This window comes from Cytobacillus sp. NJ13 (assembly GCA_030348385.1).
Taxonomy (GTDB): domain Bacteria; phylum Bacillota; class Bacilli; order Bacillales; family Cytobacillaceae; genus Cytobacillus.
The window spans coordinates 3,119,777-3,142,923 of record JAUCFP010000006.1; the positions used below are offsets into that span (position 1 = coordinate 3,119,777).

The window sequence follows — 23,147 nt, forward strand, 5'->3', positions numbered from 1 at the left end:
TCCTTCTATATGTGAAAAATTTACATTATTTTTTTCGGCACGCTAAATAGCTTATAATGAGACGGGCTGCTTTGTCAAAGGAAAAAAAAGAGAAGCTCCAGCATGTGCTGAAGCCTCTTGTATTTACCCCTTGAATTTGTCCGGGAATTGCTTCACAACCGCATCAGAAATAGCATCTGCCATCATGATAATATGCGTAATTCCATCATCAATCGAAACGATTCTGGCATCCCAATCTTTAACCAGGCTTGCTGTTAAATCATCCGTCACCAATTCAAGATGCGTGTATAGTAATTTTTTCACATCTTCATTTTTCAAATTAGGATTGGCTCCGCTTAGAAATGCAGCGATATCATCGGCATTCCGATGCCATTCTTTGTTCAGCTGATTCACTTTGGCGCCTTGCCCGCTCTTGGCAGCTTCAACAATATCTCCGGCAATAACGATATGCTCCTTAAGCAGCTCTGTAAGCTTATTTCCTGCAGCATCTCCATAATAAGGCTTTATTGAATTGCCGATGTCCTCCTGGTTTTTCAAGAGCCTTGCCAGAACCTGCTTCTGATCCTCCGCCCCGGCTGTTGTAGCACTTGTAATATAATTGCTTGTCCATAATACATGGTCGATCCATAATCTGCGGAATTCATTTTCAAACTTAACCTCTGATTGGGTGATGCACGGTTTCTGTGCAGCTGCATTGCCTGGAACTGCCAGCATATTCAGCGGCAAAAGAAGCAGTATTCCTATGATCAGTAATTTCTTCATGTCCATTCTCCTTCCATAATAAAAAAAGTTTCCTTCTTATTTTGATTATCTTTAGATTTTTCATTCCAAAAAAATAAAGCCCGAGGTTTATGCCTCAAGCCTTTTCAATCAAACGTTTGATTTATTTTTACCGCAGCTCGCTGAAATGGGAATTTTATTACACTTATTTGCATATAACGCATATTTACTTTCAGATAAAACATTTTACTTTCGAATAAATAAGATTTACCCTCGGATAAACCAAATTATCTATTGCATAGTTATCACACCACTGCTACCGCAGCAAAGAACTCATTGTAAAGCGCCTGTACCGCGCGTTTTTCATCCACTGCCTGTACGCCAAACATCATGCTCACTTCAGATGAGCCCTGATTGATCATTTCCATATTTACTTTCGCTTTAGCGAGGGCTTTGGAGGCGCGGGCCATTGTTCCGATATTTTGGCGCATCCCTTCACCAACCACCATGATAAGCGACAGGCTGTGCTGGATTTTCACCTCATCTGCGTGAAGTTCATGTTGAATGCGGCTAAGTATTTCTTCCTCCATACCATCAGTAAATTGGTTTTCACGAAGAATAATGGAGATGTCATCAATTCCTGACGGCGTATGCTCATAGCTGAGGCCATACTCTTCCAAAATGGTCAGCAGCTTCCTCCCGAAGCCGACTTCCCTGTTCATTAAGTATTTGCCGACGTATATGCTGCAGAATCCCTGATCACTTGCAATCCCGATCACAGGTCCGTTTGTATTATCGCGCTCGTTCACAATCCTGGTGCCAGGAGCAGATGGATTATTCGTATTTTTAATCTGCACAGGAATTCCAGCCCTGAATGCCGGCACAAGTGCTTCATCATGCAGGACTGTAAAACCTGCATAGGAAAGCTCCCGCATTTCTCGGTATGTCAGTTCCTTGATTTCTTTAGGCCTTTCCACAATAAATGGATTTACCGAATATACAGCATCCACATCTGTAAAGTTTTCATACAAATCCGCTTTGGCTGCCCCAGCCAAAATGGAACCTGTCACATCCGATCCGCTTCTTGAAAATGTGAACACCTGCCCATCCCTGCTATATCCAAAGAAGCCTGGAAAAATGATAATCCCGTGCTGTTCCCTTAAGGAATATAGATTCTCATATGCCTCAGGAAGGACCTGTGCATTTCCGGGCTCTGGGCTTACGAGCAATCCCGCTTCTTTCGGGTTCACATACCTTGCTTCCACTCCCTGCTGCTGAAAATAAGCTGCAACAAGCTTAGCGTTATTATCCTCGCCGCTCGCCTTGATCAGATCCATAAAAACTTCAGGATCATCTGTATCGCTGGAGAGCCTTGTAAAAAGATCCTCCCTAATGATATCTTTAATGTCCAGACCCAGCTCCAATTCATCAGCTATTTGGCCATACCGATCCAATACAGCTTCAGCCAAGTCATCTGCTGCTTCCCCCTGAATCCGTTTCTCTGCACACGCGATTAATAAATCAGTAACCTTATTATCTGCTGAAAATCGCTTTCCAGGAGCCGAGACGACTATTATCTTCCGCTCTGGATCAGCATTTACAATATTGAAAACTTTTTCGAGTTGCTTTCCGGATGCTAAAGAAGATCCTCCGAACTTCACGACTTTCATCCTGACATCTCCTAATCTCTGAAAATTTAATCTTTATTTTACTCTTATCCGAAAAGAAATCAAGAGAAAATTCTATCCTGAAAATACAGTTGTTCACCATAAAAATACACAAAGATATATAAATATATTAAATATGATCAATTTGTGTAATTATATCGCTTTATAATATTATTTCAGTAAAATAAAAGAAAACGCTTACAATATTTAGTTTATTTTATGCCGGCCTGCCGGATTACCCAAAGCAAAAAAACTATTAATATTATGGTTTTCCCCTTTCCAAAACGGGGTATATGTTAAGGATATTTATATAAAGAATTAAATCGTAAAAACACGGGAAGGGAAAAAGTCTATGGGAATCCTAGTTGTGGACGATAATCAAGCCAATTTGTTTGTTATTCAGCATATATTAAAACGCGCCGGGTATAAAGACCATTTAACGTTTTCTTCTGCAAAGGATATGTTTCAGCATCTTCAGGGATATTCACCTTTCTCAGCTGATATAAAAGCAGACATTATCTTAATGGATATTATGATGCCGGAGATGGATGGAATTGAAGCATGCCGGCGGCTTCAGCAGATTCCGCATTTAAAGGATATACCGGTGATTTTTGTAACTGCACTGGAAGATTCAAATAAAGTAGCAGAAGCTCTTGATGCGGGCGGAACTGATTATGTTATGAAGCCCATAAATAAAACGGAACTGCTCGCCCGGATTCGTGCTGCTTTAAGGCTTAAATATGAAAAGGACTGGCATAAGGAGCAGGAAAATAAAATCAAGAATGAATTGGATTTATCCATGCAGGTTCAGACCAGCATGCTGAGCGAGCCCATTTATCATGAACATACACTGTTAAAAGCGTCCTACCTGCCAGCCAACAAGCTTGCAGGGGATATGTATTACTGGCACCAAATAGATGAACACCGCTTTGCAGCCATTCAGCTGGACATGATGGGCCACGGAATTTCAGCATCACTTGTATGCATGTTTATCTCTTCTGTTCTAAGGGATGCCATCAGAACATGCAGCGACCCTGAATACGTCATGAAGGAACTAAACCGGTGGATGAACTCCCTTAATCAGCGCAATCAGCGAATTCCATATTATTTTACAGCCATTTATCTCGTCCTTAATAAAAAAGACAAAACCGTCGAATATGTAAATGCTGGACATCCAGCCGGATATGCACTCACAGATAAAAAGGAAATGGTCAGCTTATCCAGCAATATGTGTGCAGTAGGCTTTTTTGAAGATATTACGATACAAAAAGAAACAATCCCCTATATAGACTCCATCCAGCTGCTCTTGTTTACGGACGGAGTGGAAGAAGCAGTAGAGCAGAATAATCTTAACCCTTGTGAATATCTTCAGCGCTTCGCATCCTTCCATTGGAATGCTGCCAGAACAGCAGAACCAATTGATATGATTCTGACTAAACTGCAGCAGGCAAGCGCTGATGATGATATGTGTGTTGTTCTGGTTCAGGCAGATTAGGGTGTATACATAATATTTTTGCAAAAAAACAGAGTGCAGTCCCTCAAATAGGGTCCGCACTCTGTTTTTCTTATGCTCGAGCGGTTTTCCTGAAAATCTTTTCCTGCAGGTTGATTTCTTCAAATACAGGCACTTCCATCCTCAGCGCTTCCTTGCTTCCAATTCCCAGAAACCCTCCCATGCTGAGGCTTTCATTAAAAAGATTAAAAACATGGCTTTGCAGATCAGGATTAAAATAAATCATGACATTGCGGCATATAATCACATGAAATTCATTAAAAGAACCATCGGTCACCAGATTATGCTGTGCAAAAACCATTCGATCAAGCAGGGATGAATTCAAATAAGCTGCTTCACAATCGGTTGTGTAGTATTCGGAGAATGATTTTTTTCCGCCTGCCATAATGTAATTCTTTGTATAGAGCTGCATTTTTTGCAGAGGGATCATTCCGCTCTCTGCCTTTTCCAGCACTTTTTCATTGATGTCTGTGGCATAAATTTTAGTTCGTTCTCCCAGACCTTCTTCTTCCATCAAAATAGACATGGAATAGGCTTCCTCTCCAGTCGAACACCCTGCATGCCAAATTCTGATCTCAGGCAATTCTCTAAGCATCGGAACAGCCTCATTACGAAAAGCTTTAAAAAACGAAGGGTCCCGGAACATTTCTGTAACATTGATTGAAAAATCGCTCAGAACCTTTTGCAGATACCCCTCTTCATGTATTACCTTCTCCGTGAGACTTGTAATATTGGGCAGCCGATCCCTGCTAAGGCGATTTTGGATCCTCCTCGCAATAGAAGAGCGCATATATTGCCGGAAATCATACCCGGATAAACCGTAAATAGCCTTTAAAAGCAAATCTATCTCTAATTCTTCCTTTTTCAATTCTATTCATTCCTCAACTTTCGAGAATAAAATTATGATGACAGTGTCCTATGTCAGGACTGGTGCCCCCTAGTTCCATCTATGAAAGCCACACCCTCATAACGGACAGCAGCTGGTCCAGTTTTAATGGCTTGCTGATATAATCTGTTGCACCAGCTTCCATGCACTTTTCCCTATCGCCTTTCATTGCCTTGGCAGTAAGGGCAATGATTGGAACATCCTGATGCCTGTCCAGTCCGCGAAGCCTCTTCATGGTTTCATAACCATCCATAACCGGCATCATAATATCCATCAGCACAATATCAATCTTTTCTGTACCCATTATTAAATCCAGGCATTGCATCCCGTTTTCTGCTGTAAGGACATTCATGCCTTCTTTATTCAAAGCATTTTTAAGCGCATAAATATTTCTGTGATCATCATCTACGACAATGACTGTTTTATCTTTGAGCTCGGTACCTGTATGCTGATGCTCTGCTTCACTATTTTCTTCAGAAACTGGGGGTTCTGCAGCCTCAGACACTTCCTCCATAGGTTCAGCGGTTACAGCAGCCTCTTCAAAAGCAAGCGTACCTGCCTCTATTTCAGGCATGCCGTTTGGCAGATTTGGAATGATCAGTGTAAAACGGCTTCCTTTTCCTTCTTCACTCTCCACTTTGCAAATGCCGCCGAGCAGCTGGGCAAATTCCTTGGAGATGGACAATCCCAGCCCCGTTCCGCCATATCTTCTCATCGTGGCTCCATCAGCCTGCTGGAAGGCTTCAAAAATCAGCTGCTGCTTTTCTGCTGGAATGCCAATGCCTGTATCCAGCACTGTTATTTTAAGCCAATCATCTGTATAGGCGGATAACGGCAAGCCAAAGAAATCGCTCTGTGCGGCTTTTTCAAAAGTGACTGCTACTGAACCTTCTTCCGTAAATTTAAATGCATTTGACAGGAGATTTTTCACAATTTGCTGCAGCCGCTGCTCATCGGTATGGAATACAGGCGGCACTTCTTCTGAAGAGCTTACAGTAAACTCAAGGTTTTTATGCTTGGCCACTTGTGTAAAATGCTGCTTCATACGCTGCGACATTTCACCTAAATTGACTTCCTCAAAGCTGATCTCCAGTTTTCCTACTTCTACTTTTGAAAGGTCCAGAATATCATTGATCAGGGTAAGCAAATCCTGTCCTGATGTATGAATAACCTTGGAAAACTCCTTCTGTTCCTCAGTGAGGATTTGATCCGGGTCTTCTGCCAGCATCTCTGATAAAAGCAATATGCTGTTAAGCGGCGTGCGCAGCTCATGCGACATATTTGCCAGGAATTCTGACTTGTATTTTGAGCTTAAACTCAGCTGCTTTGCTTTTTCCTCCAGCTCTTCCTTGGCAGCCTGAAGTTCTTCGGATTTCATTTCCGCATCTCTGGAGCGCTCTTCAAGCTGTTCGTTAATCATACGCAGCTCTTCGGATTGACTCTGCATTTCTTCAGATTGCGCCTGCAGCTCCTCTGACTGGGACTGCAGCTCTTCAGCCTGTGCCTGCAGTTCCTCTGTCTGTGCCTGAGATTCTGCCAATAAGCGTTCGATCTCCATTCTTCCTGAAATATTCGTAATGGCTATTCCTAATGTTTCAATTACTTTTTCGAGGAGCTTGATCTGTGCATCAGTGAATGTCCTCAAACTTGCCAATTCCACAACTGCCACGACCTCGTCTTTGAGCATGACGGGTGCCATCATGATGCTTTTCGGCCTGACATCTCCCAAACCAGTTGATAGGACCTTGTAATCTTCAGGAACATCTTGAAGGAATATTGTTTTTTTATCCCTGACTGTTTGCCCTGCTATTCCTTCCCCAGCAAGGAAAAAGTCTCTTCCTGCATCTTCCGCCCCATCTGCATAAGCAGCTTGTTTTTTAAATACAGGTTTGCTTCCGCTGTCATCTTTCACATAAATGACTCCGAGATTGGCTCCGGAGGCAGGTGCCAGCCTGGAAATAAAATCATCTGCCAAATTCGCTATGGTCACATGCTGGCTATAGATGCTTACTAACGCAGCAGAATGGCTTTGAATCCAATTCTGCTCACTGATTTCAGCCGAATAGCGCTGTTCTTTTTCGTAATAGGTCTCGAGGGAATCAGCCATAGAGTTGAAGGCTTTCGCGATTTCACCGATCTCATCTTTTGTTTCGATATTCAGCCTTGAAATGGAAGAAAGATCTTGATAATCAATATCCTTAATCCCTTTTGTAATTATGCTGATGCTTCTGCCTGTGCTTCTGATCACCCAAACCGTCACTCCGACGATTAAAATAATGGCTATTGCAACCGCAGCAACCAAAGTCGATACTAACTGGCTATACGTTTCATTTGCACTTTCCAGCGAATCAGCCATGATGGATTCCTGATATTCTTTAAATTCAGCCAGCTTTACTAGAAGAGAGTTTCGGTTTTCCCTTTCACCCCTGTACAGATTTTCCAAGGAATCCAGATCTCCGCTTCCCATTAATCCAATGAAGCTGTTTTGCATTTGGGCATATGATTCATATGCCTGTTCTACTTCCTTTAATAGCAGACTGGACTTCTGTCTATTTAATTCATCTTCCAATTTCAATATCCGGGTTTGTATCCCTTCATGGTTTGCCTCAATCAATTCAGCAGTCATGGCTGGATCTGCCGATTCTATGTCGGTGAGCACACTCAGCAGCTGCTGATCTGTCTGGTAAAAAAGCTGTCTGATCTCTGTAGCCTGGTTTACCTTATAATAGCGATCCTCCACAATTTCCAGCATGTTGGCCTTCATTCCGTTCACCATAGACAGAATGACAAACATTAGAATAAACATAAAAAATACAGTTAGGCCCAAACCCATTATTTGCTTTCTCTTAAAGCTCACCTGTTCTCTCCTTCTTTCCCCCAATTTTTCTTTATCTTTGTTTCCTTTTTCAAGTTCATGTTCACTTTTATGAGTTTAAGATTTTAATAGCCTAGCTTCTTTACCCTTATTCGTTATAAACCAAACCTGTTTTTTGTATTTTTTTCATAAAAAAAAGGAAGGAAAACCCCTTCCTAATGTTTAACGATATTCCTTAACTTTTTCCCCTGCTGAAGTCATCCATTCAAACTGGCGGAGCTTCAGGTCAAATAGTGTAAGAGGATCCTGGTAAATCTCAGGATTTTTGCGCATATCACTTAAAGCTTCTTTATTTTCTGCAATGTCCGTATAGGTCTCTTCAACCGTATGATTCAATACATCGAACGGATTTCTGAAGAACATTTTAATATCCCGTTCAAGCGATTTCTCGAAAAGCTCAAATTGCTGCATGAATTTATTGGTGATGGATTCTGCGATCTCGCTATAGTCTTCATGTTCAATAAACTGTTTATATTTATTATGGAGCATGGCTTTATTCTGCTGAATCGCACCAAGCAGCTTGCCTGCACTCTTCAGCAGGAACTGCGATGGCGAAAAGCGGTTTAGAATGTTGGCCTTTTCCAGCTGAACACTTCCCCGCGTCATTCGATCCGCGTCGCGGCGCCAGTCATCCAGAACCCTGAAGTCACAGTCCAGCGAGATCTTCTCCTCGCCATATAGCTCATTGAAGCTTTCGCTCATTTCATCCAGATATGCCTGGCTGCTTCTGAACTCTCCTTCACTTTCAGCAATCCATTCCTGAATGGAAACATGGAAATCCGGCAAAACCGTCTCTTCAATATATTCATGTACCCGATTATTCATTTCGTCATTAAGTTCAGTGTGGATTCTTCCAAAATCACTGTCTTCTGTCACCATTTCAGAACAATTCCGAAGCAGTTCCGGAATCTTTTTCTCAAGATCCTGTCTCATTTCATCTTTAATTTGGCTGTAGGACTTTTTAATCGTCCGGACCTTTTCTTCTTCCATATCACTCAGCTGATTGTTGGCACCCTTAAGCTTTGTTACCATTTCTTCGTTCCATTTAATAGTATCAATCAAGCTGTTTTCCATCTCAACGCGTTTTTCAAGAAGGAATTTGATGGATTTTTTAATATAGTAAAGGACCTTTGCTGTACGCTCTTCTTTCCGGTTCCGTTCATCCATCATCGACTTGATGAAGACTGCTAAATCATTCAGCTGGCTTTCGCTTTCATAATAGGCGGAGAAAGCAAACACCTTTGCTTTTGGAAAATAGGTATGAACACGGGACTGCGTTTCATCCAGAAGATCCATGGCATCCTGGCTGTCTGGAATCCGGTCCATTTTACTGAGAAGGAAATGAATAGGCAATTCCGGAGCCTGTTCTCTCATTCTTACAGCTAGATCCAGCTCTTTATCTGTCAGAGGCGAATCCGCATTCAGGACAAACAGCATGCTGTCTGCAAAATGGAGATATTGGAACACACCATTCCTGAACTTGCTTTGCCCCGCAAGACCTGGTGTATCTATGACAGCAAGTCTATTATTCTGTAAAAAGGCGAGAGGCATTCTGCAGCGGATAAGCGTCTGCTGGCTATTTTCTGCGCTTTGCCTAAAGTCCTCAAGGTCAGAAATACTCCGAACTTCCTCGTCCGTAACGGCATGAATTTCCGCTTCATCACTATCCTTGAACAGCACTGAAGCAGAAGTGGAATCTCCCATCAGCTCTTCACCGAGAAGAGTGTTCACAAACGAGGATTTTCCATTTGAAGCCGCACCGGCAATCAGCAAATGCCCGGCATCCAAATCAAGGAGCTCACGGACCATCCATTCAAAGCGTTCACCCATCAGCACGCCCTTTTCCTTCGCCCATTTCATGACATTTTCAAATAGCTTGAAGCTTTCCTCCAAGCCATCCTGATAGCGGACAGAGCGATTCACAAGGCCTTCTGCCTCGCTGACAGCTGAAGAATCAATATTGGACGGGAAAATTTCGCTCCACGCCAGCACTGCCGAGGCCGAAACAAGGGAATGCGAAGGTGCAGCTATTTTCACCCAGTTAGTTATATGATTCGGTATCAGGTGTGATAAGTCCCGGATTAGATGCTTACCGCTGATTAGTTCAAAATAAGTATCCTTGTAAAGCTCGGAAAGCAGGCTCCATGTATGTGAGCGCCCTGGCTCCATATTTAGAAGAAGATGGTTATATTCTTTCAGCCATGAGAAATACAGATCTGATTTCTTGTAGCTATTCCACAGAGCCGCTGATAAACTTTCAAAATGAGCCTCGTCCACACGGTATAACACCGAAAGCGCCTCACTGAAATAGTCCGGCTCCATTTTAGCTGTCCGCCCCTGTTCCACATACGAGTGAAGAACTTCAAACCAGGATAGGGATTCCGTCCTGATTGCTTCATTAACAGCCAGCTCCACCGCATTTCCCCAATCGCTGTGTTCTTCAAAGAATCCGCGTGCCAGATCGGTCACATCCGGATAATCCGGATTTAATCGGACCGAATCTTTAATGGATTCAACAGCCAGTTCAAGCTTGCCGCGCTGTATGTAAAGTGAAAACAGATGAAGGAGGACTTCGGTTTTCAGCACCTCTGAATCTGTTTCAATGGATTTGTAAAAGTCCTCTGCATTTGAAAGCAAATCCAATTCAAAATAGGCATCAGCCATATTTTTCTGTGCCCATGGCGCCAATTCATTCGGAATGCTCTCCCATTTAAAAATGGCCGCTTCATAATCTTTGTTAAGGAAATACACCTCACCCTGGGCGAAACGGATATTGGTTAAATCGGGCACTTCGTTCTGCTGCTCAGCCACATACAGTTCACCCAAAACCCTGATCGGATGTACATTTTCATTAGGTTCCATGAAGGTCTCATAAAAGGTTTTGCTGATTAGCTGCTTTTCTAAAGTCATCTTGATCCCCCGCAGTGCTATTTTTAAAAGTGCGCCAAAAGGCGCCGGCTTTTAAAAGAATTTTATTGAACAGCCTGCTGATTTCCTAATTTCATAGGACTTTATCAGCATGCTTTTATAAAAAACGCATAATGCGCCAATTTTCATCCTTTATCCTTATATTGTAGCAAAAATTTTTCTGCAAAAAATTTCATTTCTCTATCATTTTTGAAACATTTCTGTATTCCTGTGTAATATTCTTAATAGTTAGAACCTGCTTCTATTTATAAATACCACCCCAAATCAAAATAAAAACTGGCAGACAGAAATATATATTCCTGCCTGCCAGTTTTCATTCTTCATTAAGAGGCTTGCTGCGTGCGGGCGGCTGAGCGCCGTCTGCCATAGAGGACTGTAACAGCCATGCCAAGGATCAGGAACACACTTGATATTTGGAATAGTGCTGCCGTTTCCACAAACTGTGCAAGCACCCCAAAAACAAGGCCGCTTAGTCCAATGCCAAGGTCGATGGATGAGAAGAACATTCCATTTGCCACACCCCGGCGGTTGGGTGGTGTCATCGACAGCGTCCATGACTGCAGAGTAGGAATCAATGATCCAAAGCCAATTCCGAACAATATTCCGCTTATGATAATAAACAAATTCGAATGAGCGAAAGAAAGTACCCACATGCCGATGAAGGTCAGGAACGTGCAGACCAGCACAAGTCCCTTTGGCCCTCGCTGGTCAAACCATTTTCCGGCAATCGGTCTCGAAAGCGATGCCATGATCGCATTGAACAGGTAGAAAAGGAAAATCTGATCAATGCCGCGCTCTTCTCCAAAAATAACGATGAACGTTACGATGGAACCATACCCAAATGTCACAATAATCGTGATAAAGGCAGGAAACCAGCTGGATTTTTCGATTAAAGAGCCTAAGTAAGAAAATTTCAGATCCTCTTTCCTTGTTTTCAGAACAGCTTCAGGCGTTTCGTAGCGAACTATAGACAGGAGCCCAATGGCAATTAAGCCGAGTATACTCGATATATATATAAGATTGGTAAAAGAGGTAATCTGATATAGATAGATTCCAAGACTCGGAGCGATGATCATCCCGATTGTAACACTTAGGCCATAATAACCCATTCCCTCTCCAAGACGGGAATTAGGCACTACATCTACAGCTGCTGTCCCGTTCACAGTAGTTGACCATCCCCAAGCGAGCCCGTGGATGAATCGGAACAGCAGGAAAATCATCACCACGCTTGACAGCGGATAAATAACCGTTATGGCCAGAAGTGCCGCTGCCCCAATCAGCACCAGCTGCTTCCTTGCTCTATATTCAAGCATAAATCCGATGAAAGGCCTGCTCAAAACGGCTCCAATCGAAAACAGCGCCGTAACCAGCCCAATTTCAAGACCAGTTGCTCCTATGGACTTTATATATGGAGGCAGTGTCGGAATCAGCATCTGAAACGACATAAAGACAAATAAATTCCCGACCATCAGCATAATGAAAGACTTTGTCCACAAAGTCTCTTTTACATCCTTTATCAACTGCATCCCCCGCTTTCCTTTTATCTCCAGAACAAACCAGTTAATTATTTCGCATCACTAAATACTACCATAACTGATTGGAAAAAGGAACGGGAATTTGCACCACATCAAGGGATAGAACTTTATTGAGACAATGAAAATCTCCTATTAAAGTCCATAAAAAAAGGAGCCTGATTAAGCTCCCCCGTCACCCCTGAAGACTGCTTGTTTCCAGTACCCGCTGCAGAAAAAGCAGTGTTTTTTCTATAATGATGTCCTGATCGTTATCCAGTGTTGCCACATGAAAGCTGTTTTCCAGGGTGACCAATTCCTTTGCAGCTGATATAATGCTGCTGTATATTTCCTGCGAATTGGAAGGCGGAACTACATGATCTTCTTTTGAGACAAAAATCAGCGCAGGACAAGCCACTTTTCCTAAATCGGCTTTGACCTTCTTCATCAGTTCCGTTATTTCACCAAGTGATTTAACCGGTGTCTTTTCATAGGCAAGCTCTTTTATATCAGGATTTTTAATGTCTGAACCAATTGCATCAAGGAAGCGGACATCCTCCAGGCTGGATGCTGACGCCATATCAGGAATTTCAATAGCTGCATTAATCGGGATAATCCCCTTAATCTCCGGATATTTCTCGGCCATATATAATGTCAGGGTACCCCCCATCGACAGACCTGTAACAAATACCGTGCTGCAGCGCTCTTTCAGCCACTGATAGCCTTCTTCAACAGAGTGAATCCAGTCCTGATAGGTCGTTGTTTCCATTTCTTCATAATGAGTGCCATGTCCCCTCAGCCGTGGACCGCAGACCGTATACCCTGCATTTGCATAAGCTTCCCCAAGCGGACGCATACTTTGAGTTGAACCGGTAAAGCCGTGCGAAACTAAAATCCCAATCTCATTTCCTTCAAAATAAAAAGGGTCCGCGCCTTCTAAAATCGGATACTTTTCAGACATGTTCCTTCCTCCATTCAATAGATTAATTCCTATTAATAGATATTCTTTTCACCTCCCTCTATCCCTCCTTATTTGAAAGTATTTAACATTTTTGTAAAACTTCGCATCCAGTCTTCAGAAAAACTTTTTTTCCAGCATCGTCTTGTTTATAATAGATAGAATGAATAAAGAAATAAGCAGCATTGCCCTATAAACCAAAAGCAAGCCTTAGGAGCGCAGCAAAGGGAAGTTTCGCTTTATTTTCCTTCCCGATATTATTAAAATAAGTACTAACTACATAAACAGAAAGGCTGATACCGGTTTGGAAAACAATTCAAATTTTATACGAACGATTATTAAAGAGGATCTGGAGTCGGGAAAGCGTAAAGAGGTCATTACCCGTTTCCCGCCTGAGCCGAACGGTTATCTTCATATCGGACATGCCAAATCGATTGTCATCAACTTCGGCCTGGCAGATGATTTTAACGGAAAGACGAACCTCCGATTTGATGATACAAATCCGCTTAAGGAAGATCAGGAATTTGTGGATGCCATTAAAGAAGATGTTAAATGGCTTGGATACGAGTGGGAGGAGCTTCACTTTGCTTCGAATTATTTCGAGGAAATGTATAACCGTGCAGTTCTTTTAATTAAGAAAGAAAAAGCATATGTGGATGACTTAAGCCAGGAAGAGATCCGCCAATACCGCGGAACACTGACAGAGCCTGGAAAAGAAAGTCCATACCGCAGCCGTTCAGCTGAAGAGAATCTTGATTTATTTGAACGCATGCGTAAAGGTGAATTTGAAAACGGAGCAAAAGTTCTCAGAGCAAAGATCGACATGTCTTCACCGAACCTGAACTTGCGCGATCCGGTTATCTATCGTGTTTCACATGCAACTCACCACAATACGGGTGATACGTGGTGCATCTATCCGATGTATGCTTTCGCCCACCCGCTTGAGGATGCAATCGAAGGAGTTACCCATTCCTTATGTACAACCGAGTTTGAAGATCAGCGTCCGCTATATAACTGGGTTGTCGCAGAGTGTGAAATGGAAAGTACACCGCAGCAAATCGAGTTTGGCCGCCTGAATATTTCTAATACAGTTATGAGCAAAAGAAAACTGAAGCAGCTTGTGGAAGAGAATTATGTTGATGGCTGGGATGACCCGCGCATGCCGACAATTTCCGGTCTAAGACGCAAGGGCTATACTCCGGAAGCAATCCGAGAGTTCGTAAAAGAAACGGGTGTTTCAAAAGGTTCCGGTGTAGTGGATGAAGCCATGCTTGAGCATTATGTCCGCGAAGACCTGAAATTGAAAGCCCCTCGTACAATGGGTGTGCTTCGCCCGTTAAAGGTTGTGATTACAAACTACCCGGAAGATCAGACTGAAATGCTTGATGCGGAAATCAATCCAGAAAATCCGGAGATGGGCATGCGCCAAATTCCTTTCTCCAGGGAGATTTATGTAGAACAGGACGATTTCATGGAAGACCCGCCGAAAAAATATTTTCGCCTCTTCCCTGGCAATGAAGTACGCTTAAAGCATGCATACTTCATCAAGTGCAACGATGTCATCAAGGATGAGGATGGCAATGTTGTTGAGCTGCATTGCACGTATGACCCTGAAACGAAGAGCGGAACAGGTTTTACCGGCCGAAAAGTAAAGGGTACGCTTCACTGGGTGGATGCAAAGAGTGCCATTCCGGCTGAATTCCGTTTATACGAGCCATTGATTCTTGACGAAGATGCCGATCAGAACGCTGAGGCAGACACAGATGATACTGCTGAAAACGAAGCTGAAGGAAAAACGTTCCTTGACTACGTGAACCCGAACTCACTTGAAATTGTTCATGGTTTCATTGAACCTAACATGAAGGATGTACAAGCCCAGGATAAATTTCAATTCTTCCGTCATGGCTATTTCAATGTCGACCCGAAACACACAACAGCAGAAAAACCTGTATTTAACAGGATTGTATCGCTGAAAAGTTCATTTAAGTTAAAATAATCCATAGGCTTGAGGGATTCGTTTCCTCAAGCCTTTTCTGCCCGTTAAAGTTACTTTTATTCATAAACTACCTTCCCGCTTAAAAATATGGTAAGGTGTTAAAAGTAAACATTTACATAAGGAGGAATAATATCATGTCAAACCAGCATGACCCAAATACATTACCGCCGAAAACATGTTCAGTAGACCGCATGGTGACAGTAAAAGAGGACATTGAAAAGGTTCTTGCAGGAAAGAAAACAGCTACACGCCGCAATGGCCGCTATGCTGATGTCGGGGAAATCATGACGCTTGAGGGCCAGGATTTCGCAGTAGAAAAAGTTTATTCCCAATCTCTAGGAGAGTTAACAGACGAGCATGCCCGCCAGGAAGGCTTTGAAAGCTTAGAAGACTACAAACAATCAATCCTTTCTATGCATCCGGGAATGCCTTGGCTGCCGCAAATGCGTGTATGGGTTCATGAATTTAGCGCAGTGAAGAAGTAATCTGCCAAGATGGACATTCTGTACCAAATACTGCTGTATATTCATGTCAGCAGTGCTATTCTTTCTGTAGGGCCATTTTTTGTTCTGATTCCAATCGTCAATAAATTGGAATCGGTTCAGCCAGGGGTTCAGCAGGCATACATAGGCATCTTCAGGACATCCGTGCGCCTTGTCAAGCATGCAGGACATGTACTTGTAGGCTCGGGTGTCCTTCTTATTGTGAACAGCCACTGGGACTGGACGACATCCTGGATCGTTGCGACCCTGGCAGTGATGGGAGGCTCCGTCTTTTTTCTTGCCCGTGCCTTTACACCCGTTCTGAGGAAATTTGATGAGCCGGGAGCAGATCATCATTTCCTTATCAGAAAACTTACCCGCTCTGTCTGGATCTACCTTTTTCTATTAATGCTCATGCTCTGGTTCATGGTCGCCAAGCCTGTGCTTTGGTAGAGTTAACTAAAAACAAGCGCTGGAGATCCGCGCTTGTTTTTTTGATGCCATTTTGAGGCATGCCATTCGAATTTGCGGGTAAATTCGAATGTTCACTGATGAATTCCTAATTTCCGCGGATAAATCCGGAGTTTCGAGGATAAACGGAATTTACACAGGCAATAAACTCTTTATATCAAAAACCTTTCCGGAAAATCCGTCATGATTACTTCGACTCCGGCATTGTTTAAAAATCTGCAGCGGGTTTCATCATTTACGGTATATACCCGCAGGGGAAACCCTGCTTCTTTTGCTTTCCTGCCAAACTCCGATAGTGCAAACCCTTCTTCACAATGAATGCTGTTTGCCCCGATTTTTTTTGCCATTTCGATAGTGTTTTCAGGAATCCCTTCTATTAAATAGCCCGTCTGCAAAGTTGCATGCAAGTCCCGGACTCTCTTCAGACTTTCTGCATTGAAAGATGATATAATGACACGCTGTTCCAAATTATATTTTAGGATAAGGTCAATAACCTTTTCTTCCATCCCGGGATATTCAATCAAATCATTTTTCAATTCAATATTAATCAGCAGTTCGTTGCCTTCCATAACTGCCCATTGTAAAAGCTGCTCCAGATCCGGAATTGTTTCACCGGGGTTAACATTCCCAAACCAGCTCCCTGCATCAAGCCGCAGGATTTCTTCAAAGGTCAAGTCCTTTATATAACCGGTGCCGCCCGTCGTTCTATCCACCGTTTCATCATGAATGATCACGAGTTTTCCATCCTTCGCCATCTGCACATCCAATTCAATTCCATCTGCCCCTGCCTCCAATGCAGCCTGGAAAGCGGCCATCGTGTTTTCTGGAAAATGTCCGCTGACGCCACGGTGCGCAAAAACTTTTGCCCTTTTATTCAAAATATCTCCTCCTATGACAATAACATCATTATTAATAATCTATTCTACTCCCAGCCTCAAAACCATTTTTTCATCCTCAAATAGCCGCTCAAGTTTCACTTCGAATTCAATTCCCTTATAATGAAAACTATGAAACTTCTTTCTTCTCTAAACGTATAACAAGATATTCATACATAAAAACGAATTAGGAGTGAAATCTGTGGGAGTTCGATTGAGCAAGGGACAAAAAGTAGATTTGACCAAAACCAATCCTGGTTTGCAGGTTGTGGTGGCAGGATTGGGCTGGGATGTCAGCCATAATCAATCGCAATATGACCTGGACGCTTCAGCCTTTTTAACAGGTGCATCCGGCAAAGTGCAAAGTGATAGCGACTTTGTGTTTTATAATAATCCATCCGGCGGAAACGGATCGATCCTTTACAGCAGTGATAATAGAACAGGGGCCGGTGGCGGGGATGATGAGCAAATCCGCATCGAGTTAAATAAGGTGCCGCAGCATATCCATCGAATTGCTTTTACTATTACCATTCATGATGCCCAGATGAGAGGACAGAATTTTGGACAAGTTTCCAATGCTTATGTGAGAATTTTTAATGCCATGACAAATGAAGAGCTTCTCCGCTTCGACCTTGGGCGCGATTTTACTGTTGAAACAGCCATCGTCACTGCAGAGCTATACCGTCACAATGGCGAGTGGAAATTCAATGCCATTGCAAGCGGATTCCAGGGTGGATTAGCTGCCCTTTGCCGCAATTTCGGTGTTTCCGTAGATGATGAGCCTGCTCCAAGTCAGCAGCCCTCATTCAGCCAGGGCCAATATCAGCAGCAAGCCCATTTTGGCCAGCCAGCTCAAGGATTCAGTCCACAGCAAAACCAGCAGCAATATAGCCAGCAGGCACAATCAGGCTACAGCTCTTCGTCCTTTGGCCAGCCTGCCTACAATCAGACTTCTTATAACACGCCACCTTCGCAGCCATCTTCATTTGGCGGGCAGACAGGGAATGGGCAGCCGGTCCAGGCTCAATCCTATACAGATGGAAATATTGCCTGCACGCGGTGCGGATCCACTAACATCCGGACCGGCCAAAAAGGATTTGGCCTTGGAAAAGCGGCGATTGGAGGACTCATCCTTGGGCCTGTAGGACTTCTTGGCGGCTTTATCGGAAAAAACCAGCTGAAGCTCACCTGTAATTCCTGCGGCAATTCATGGTCGCCTAATCAGACGGATTACGCACAGTGGGCCAATGACCAAAAGCGCCGTGCCCAGGAGCTGTTTACACGATTCAAGAGCCAGGATGTCCTGGACGCCGTTGTAGCTTCATGTGCTCTTGTCGGCATGGCAGATGGCAGGCTTGATCCAACTGAACGCCAAAAGATGGTCGAGTTTGTAAACAACAGCCAGGAATTAAAAGTATTTGATACACAAAAAGTGATACAGCAATTCAATATGTTCGTCCAGCGGATTGAGATGGACCCGATCATCGGCCGGGCCGAAGCCTTCAAAGCAGTTGGCCGGGTAAGAAATAAGCCTGAGATCGCCCGCCTTGTAGCCCGTTATTGCATCGCGATCGGTTATGCTGATGGGAACTTTGATCAGAATGAAAAACAGGCTGTTACAGAGATCTGCATGGAACTTGGATTAAACCCGCATGAATTTCTATCTTAATATGTAATATACATAGCTCTGCCAAATTTCAGGCAGAGCTTTTTTGCATTTATTCCCTGCTCCTCCTGAATATGCCGCATACAAAGATCACATGAGGGTATACTCAAAAAGATAAAGGCCCTGTTATTTCTAAAATTACTAAGGAGGTAATATCCTTGAAGGAAAGTTCATCTACTGAACGCTATATGCCCATGACTTCCTCCACGAGCGGAATGATTGTTAATGAAGCGGATGGAGTCTACTGCCTGACAGTACAGATTGTGAATGTTTGTTTTGTGCGAATATCAGAAAAGCCTGGCGACTGGGTTCTGGTTGACGCAGGCATGCCAAAATCTGCAGAGAAAATTATGGATGCGGCGGAAGAACTCTTTGGAGAGAATGCCAGACCGAAAGCCATTATTCTTACACATGGCCACTTTGATCATGTTGGTGCAATTATCGATTTGGTTGAGCGCTGGCAGCTTCCTGTATACGCTCATACACTCGAAATGCCATTCTTAACGGGACAGCAGGATTATCCAAAACCTGACGCGAGTGTTGAAGGCGGACTTGTCGCAAAGATGTCTCCCACTTTTCCGCATGAAGGCATTGATCTCGGAACCCATGTTCAGCCTTTGCCTGATGACGGAAATGTTCCCTATATGGAAGGATGGAAATGGATTCACACACCAGGTCATACTCCCGGCCATGTCTCCTTATTCAGGGAGTCGGATCGCGTGCTGATTGCAGGTGACGCTTTCGTAACAGTGAAGCAGGAGTCCTTATACAGTGTGCTTACCCAGGAACAGGAAATCAGCGGCCCGCCCCGCTACCTGACAACTGATTGGGATTCTGCCCGGACTTCCGTACAGAAACTTGAAGCCCTTCAGCCAGATGTCGCCATCACAGGCCACGGCATTCCAATGGCTGCCGCTGTATTAAGGGAAAGCCTCGCCAGGCTCGTCAATGAATTTGATGAAATTGCCGTCCCTGACCACGGAAAATATGTAGACGGAGAACGTTAGAAAAAAAAGCAAGGTCCAGCAAATCGTGTGGATCTTGCTTTTTTGATGTTTAAAACAATCAAAAAAAGGAAGAGTATAAAAAAACGAATTTTAATAGTTCAGGAGGTTCATATATGCATCTTGAAAACTTTACAGGACAAAAAATTCAAATAAAATTCAAGAACTTTCCAAATGATCTCGTCGGCTCCATCACAGGCATTTATCAGCCCGATGAATGGTACCTTGTTAAACTGATCAAGACAGAAAGTATGGGAATATGGGTTGAGAATCCTTGCTTCAAACGTACTATGGTCAAAGAGGAAGACGGTACCGACATCCCGGAAGAACAGCAAAAGGAAGAAGATTGCGTCACCCATTTTCTGATCCGCTGGGATTATATCAGTTCTGTCATTACCTTCCCGGATAAACAGACACTCGGTGTTGATAAGAAAGCAAAATTAATAGGTTTTCAGCCCTCTTAAAAGATAGTTAAGCCCCCGGTGCCTGCGCCCGGGGACTTTTTTGTTCGTACAGCAGCGCCGTGAACTAGTTTATTTGCAGAATTATGGACTTGTTTAATGTTTTTTTGTTTTCTTTGCTAAATACCCCAATTTATTTGTTAGTATTCCCCTGTTTCTTTGCAAGTTTTTCATTTTATTAGTAAAGTTCACATTTATAGTTTTATAGATTATGATATATTTACCGACTTTTCTAAAAATATAAATTGGAGGAACACACATGTCAAAAAGAACCTGTATCGTCACACATGATCTGGAACCCTCACAGATTGATAAAATTAAAGAAATCATCCCTGATTGGGAGCTCATTTCCGGAAAAGATTCAGCAAGCTGGCACAATGTGATGAAAGAAGCCGAAGTTATCGCCGGCTGGAAAAAGGAACTAAAAGAGATGGTCCTTGAGGGAAACAGCAATCTCCGGTGGTTCCAGTCTTGGAGTGCCGGGGTCGATTCCCTGCCCCTGGCAGAAATGGAATCACAGGGCATCCAGATTACCAGCGCAAATGGCGTACATGCTAACCCCATTTCAGAAACGATTTTCGCATTAATGCTTGGGCTCACCCGCAAAATCCATACATATGTAAAAAATCAGCAAGCTAAGGTATGGCACCATTCTGGAATGAAGCTTGAAATTCATAATAAAACCATCGGCATGATTGGCACAGGAGCCATCGGGAAGGAAACTGCCAGGATTGCCAAAGCATTCGGCATGAAGGTGATTGGAGTTCGGCACTCCGGTAAACCTGAAGAGTATATAGATGAAATGTATACCTCCAGTCAGCTGAACGATGTGCTGCCTCTATGTGACTATGTTGTGGTCACACTTCCGCTTACACAGGAAACACGGCAGCTATTCGGAGCCGAACAGTTTTCCCGCATGAAGGATTCTGCTTTCTTCATCAATATCGGCCGGGGTGAAATTGTAAAAGAAACAGATTTGATTGCCGCACTGCAGAACGGACAGATTGCCGGTGCAGGGATGGATGTATTTGAAAAAGAACCGCTTACTGAAGACAGCCCTCTATGGGAACTTGATAATGTCATCATTACTCCGCATACTGCCGGATCGACGGAATACTATACCAAGCGTGTGATTGAAGATATATTCATTCCTAATTTAAAGGAGTACATAAACAGCGGTACTCCCGGCATTAATCAAGTAGATTATAAAAAGGGATATTAACAAAGAGGGCCTTGCAGCATTTGCAAGGCTCATTTTTTATAAGCTACGATATAAAACCCTTCTTCCTCTGACCACTCTGCACAGAAAATATCTTTGATATTATGATAGCCTTCCGTTTTAATAGACTCCCTCAGCCACTCCCCATCTTTCCCCAGTAATTTAAGGCCGTGTTCCACTACTTCTCCTTCATCAATCAGTAAAGTTGAAGGATTTTTTTCCTTCACCTCAAGTTTCATCATTTCATGAGTGACAGGCTCTTGTTTTTGGTATTTCATTACACTTAAGCCGCCATTGGTCTCAAGGTAAGCGTATTTAACTTCATTCATGCTGAATATTCCTTTTTGGCGCAGCATTGTTCTCAGCTGTTCCATTTCAAGATGGTTTTTCTCCATCTCCTTCACATTCAGCTTGCCATCCTTGACAAGGACCGACTCCCTTCCCTTTAAAATCGTCCTGAATATATTTTTCTTTTTTGCCAGGATTTCAATAATGTAAATAAATGCTCCCCATAATAAAGCCGAATAGATCACTTGAAGCGTTGTTACTTTGTCATCATAAATGGTTTCCTCAATAATCCCTCCAAGAACAACCGCATAGACAAAATCAAACGGAGTTACCTGTGAAAGCTCCTTCTTTCCAAGAATACGGGTTACAGCTAACAAGGCAACTAGTCCAACAGCCATTTTTATTGTTATTGATAAATACATCCATGCTCCTCCTCTCTCTATAGCCTCTCTATTCCCCTTACCAGACTTTGAATACACCTTTTCCCCTATTCCACTTTTTGCAAAAAAAGTGATCTCTATGTCAAGAGATCACTTTACATATACTGGCTATTTTCTTTTCTCCGCTTCCTGAATACTAAATCCTCCAATGCTCCAGATCCTGAAAGGACACCTCCCACAATCAGAACCAGCCCGAGCATATGGTTTATAGTAATTACTTCACCAAGAATGAACGCTGAGCCTGCCAATGAGAAGAAGGTATTCAGGTTCAAAAAAATACTGGCTTCTGCAGGCCCGATATTACGGATGGCTGTGTTATAAACCATATGGCCGATAGCTGTTGCCAATACGGCAGATGCGGCAAATGCACCCCATACATAGGCTGGGGCTTCGGTTATGCCCTTAAGTCCGCCGGGTTCCATAAGGCTGGCCATTACAAAAAGGATCACGCCTCCAAAAATCAGCATATAGCCTGTCAGCAATCGCGGATCAAGCGTTTTCGAAGCCTTGCTGATTACAATAAAGCTGAGAGCCTGTGAAAGAATGGACAGGAACACAAGGAAATCTCCCGGAGTTAAGCTCGATATCCCTTTATTCCCTGAAAGGACAATAAAAGTCACGCCTGCACCGCCAAGCAGAAAACCTATAACCTGAATACCTGTAGGCTTATGGCGCAGCAGAATGGAAGACAGTATGGCTGTCAAGAGCGGACCGGCACCTAGAATAAGCCCCCCATTCACCGCACTTGTTCCCGTTAGGCCTATAGCCAGAAAAAGATGGTGGCTAACAACACTTAATAGGCCGCCAAATACAATATACGAGATTTCCCTCAAGCTCGGCTTTCTCACTTTTCCCATTATGCTTAATATCAAAAACACGGTTATACCCGCACTTAGTATTCGCAAAGAAGTAATCGAAACCGGAGGAAAATAACTGACAAGAATTTTTATAATGCTGACATTCAATCCCCACAAAGCCATGATGGAAGTGAGGAGAATGTATGTTTTTATGTTTTTCACATCGATCCTTCTTTCCAAAAAATCCAAGTTCTTAATTTGTATCATTTTAGCATAATTAATTGGGATAATGAGTTTTAATGCTTGGATTTCAGCGAATGAATGGTCATAAAAGGGCAAAAGAAACTGGATAATAGTAAAAGAGCAGCCTCCCATTAAAAGGAAACAGCT

General features: G+C 43.1%; 18 protein-coding genes. 8 read left to right on the forward strand and 10 right to left on the reverse strand.

The annotated features are described in order from the left end of the window. Positions 1–123 precede the first annotated feature (123 nt). On the reverse strand, positions 124–762 hold the full coding sequence (locus QUF73_15595; protein ID MDM5227605.1) for a glycosyltransferase: 639 nt from the start codon (positions 760–762) through the stop codon (positions 124–126). 263 nt (positions 763–1,025) lie between these two features. Beyond that, the gene (locus tag QUF73_15600; protein ID MDM5227606.1) at positions 1,026–2,390 is read right to left on the reverse strand and encodes an aspartate kinase; all 1,365 of its coding nucleotides are present in this window, start codon (positions 2,388–2,390) and stop codon (positions 1,026–1,028) included. A 349-nt stretch (positions 2,391–2,739) separates the two neighbouring features. Here QUF73_15600 and QUF73_15605 point away from each other — a divergent pair, with 349 nt between their 5' ends. Then, positions 2,740–3,882, forward strand: coding sequence for a fused response regulator/phosphatase (locus QUF73_15605; GenBank protein ID MDM5227607.1), 1,143 nt, complete (start codon positions 2,740–2,742; stop codon positions 3,880–3,882). 70 nt (positions 3,883–3,952) lie between these two features. Here QUF73_15605 and QUF73_15610 read toward each other — a convergent pair whose 3' ends face one another. The 5 genes from QUF73_15610 to QUF73_15630 all read right to left on the reverse strand — a co-directional run bounded on the left by QUF73_15610 (position 3,953) and on the right by QUF73_15630 (position 13,061). Further along, on the reverse strand, positions 3,953–4,768 hold the full coding sequence (locus tag QUF73_15610; protein MDM5227608.1) for a protein-glutamate O-methyltransferase CheR: 816 nt from the start codon (positions 4,766–4,768) through the stop codon (positions 3,953–3,955). 79 nt (positions 4,769–4,847) lie between these two features. Continuing rightward, entirely contained in the window at positions 4,848–7,643 is a 2,796-nt protein-coding gene (locus QUF73_15615; GenBank protein ID MDM5227609.1) for an ATP-binding protein, read from the reverse strand. Between the two features lie 180 nt (positions 7,644–7,823). Further along, complete coding sequence (locus tag QUF73_15620; protein MDM5227610.1) at positions 7,824–10,571, reverse strand: dynamin family protein; 2,748 nt, start codon at positions 10,569–10,571, stop codon at positions 7,824–7,826. Positions 10,572–10,912: 341 nt separating this feature from the next. Beyond that, positions 10,913–12,115 (reverse strand): MFS transporter, encoded by a 1,203-nt coding sequence (locus tag QUF73_15625; protein MDM5227611.1) that lies wholly within the window; start codon positions 12,113–12,115, stop codon positions 10,913–10,915. Positions 12,116–12,296: 181 nt separating this feature from the next. Continuing rightward, the gene (locus QUF73_15630) at positions 12,297–13,061 is read right to left on the reverse strand and encodes an alpha/beta fold hydrolase (GenBank protein ID MDM5227612.1); all 765 of its coding nucleotides are present in this window, start codon (positions 13,059–13,061) and stop codon (positions 12,297–12,299) included. Positions 13,062–13,362: 301 nt separating this feature from the next. Between QUF73_15630 and QUF73_15635 the strand changes: the two genes are divergently transcribed. The 3 genes from QUF73_15635 (at position 13,363) to QUF73_15645 (ending at position 15,989) form a co-directional block, all read left to right on the forward strand. After that, positions 13,363–15,054 (forward strand): glutamine--tRNA ligase/YqeY domain fusion protein, encoded by a 1,692-nt coding sequence (locus QUF73_15635; GenBank protein ID MDM5227613.1) that lies wholly within the window; start codon positions 13,363–13,365, stop codon positions 15,052–15,054. A gap of 134 nt (positions 15,055–15,188) precedes the next feature. After that, positions 15,189–15,539, forward strand: coding sequence for an ASCH domain-containing protein (locus QUF73_15640; protein MDM5227614.1), 351 nt, complete (start codon positions 15,189–15,191; stop codon positions 15,537–15,539). A 9-nt stretch (positions 15,540–15,548) separates the two neighbouring features. Next, positions 15,549–15,989, forward strand: coding sequence for a hypothetical protein (locus QUF73_15645; GenBank protein ID MDM5227615.1), 441 nt, complete (start codon positions 15,549–15,551; stop codon positions 15,987–15,989). A 170-nt stretch (positions 15,990–16,159) separates the two neighbouring features. Here the strand turns inward: QUF73_15645 and QUF73_15650 are convergent, their stop codons facing one another. Continuing rightward, positions 16,160–16,885, reverse strand: a complete 726-nt coding sequence (locus tag QUF73_15650; protein ID MDM5227616.1) for a glycerophosphodiester phosphodiesterase — start codon at positions 16,883–16,885, stop codon at positions 16,160–16,162. Positions 16,886–17,084: 199 nt separating this feature from the next. Here QUF73_15650 and QUF73_15655 point away from each other — a divergent pair, with 199 nt between their 5' ends. From QUF73_15655 to QUF73_15670, 4 genes are all read left to right on the forward strand, one after another. Further along, positions 17,085–18,551 (forward strand): TerD family protein, encoded by a 1,467-nt coding sequence (locus tag QUF73_15655; protein MDM5227617.1) that lies wholly within the window; start codon positions 17,085–17,087, stop codon positions 18,549–18,551. Between the two features lie 185 nt (positions 18,552–18,736). After that, positions 18,737–19,555 (forward strand): MBL fold metallo-hydrolase, encoded by an 819-nt coding sequence (locus QUF73_15660; protein MDM5227618.1) that lies wholly within the window; start codon positions 18,737–18,739, stop codon positions 19,553–19,555. 113 nt (positions 19,556–19,668) lie between these two features. Then, positions 19,669–20,016 carry a hypothetical protein gene (locus QUF73_15665; protein ID MDM5227619.1) on the forward strand — a complete coding sequence of 116 codons (348 nt, stop codon included), beginning with the start codon at positions 19,669–19,671 and terminating at the stop codon, positions 20,014–20,016. Between the two features lie 256 nt (positions 20,017–20,272). Then, the gene (locus QUF73_15670) at positions 20,273–21,235 is read left to right on the forward strand and encodes a D-2-hydroxyacid dehydrogenase (GenBank protein MDM5227620.1); all 963 of its coding nucleotides are present in this window, start codon (positions 20,273–20,275) and stop codon (positions 21,233–21,235) included. A gap of 29 nt (positions 21,236–21,264) precedes the next feature. On the opposite strand, the gene QUF73_15675 is transcribed toward QUF73_15670, so the two are convergent. Both QUF73_15675 and QUF73_15680 read right to left on the reverse strand, forming a co-directional pair. Next, complete coding sequence (locus QUF73_15675) at positions 21,265–21,942, reverse strand: DUF421 domain-containing protein (protein ID MDM5227621.1); 678 nt, start codon at positions 21,940–21,942, stop codon at positions 21,265–21,267. Positions 21,943–22,055: 113 nt separating this feature from the next. Beyond that, on the reverse strand, positions 22,056–23,024 hold the full coding sequence (locus QUF73_15680; protein ID MDM5227622.1) for a DMT family transporter: 969 nt from the start codon (positions 23,022–23,024) through the stop codon (positions 22,056–22,058). Positions 23,025–23,147 lie beyond the last annotated feature (123 nt).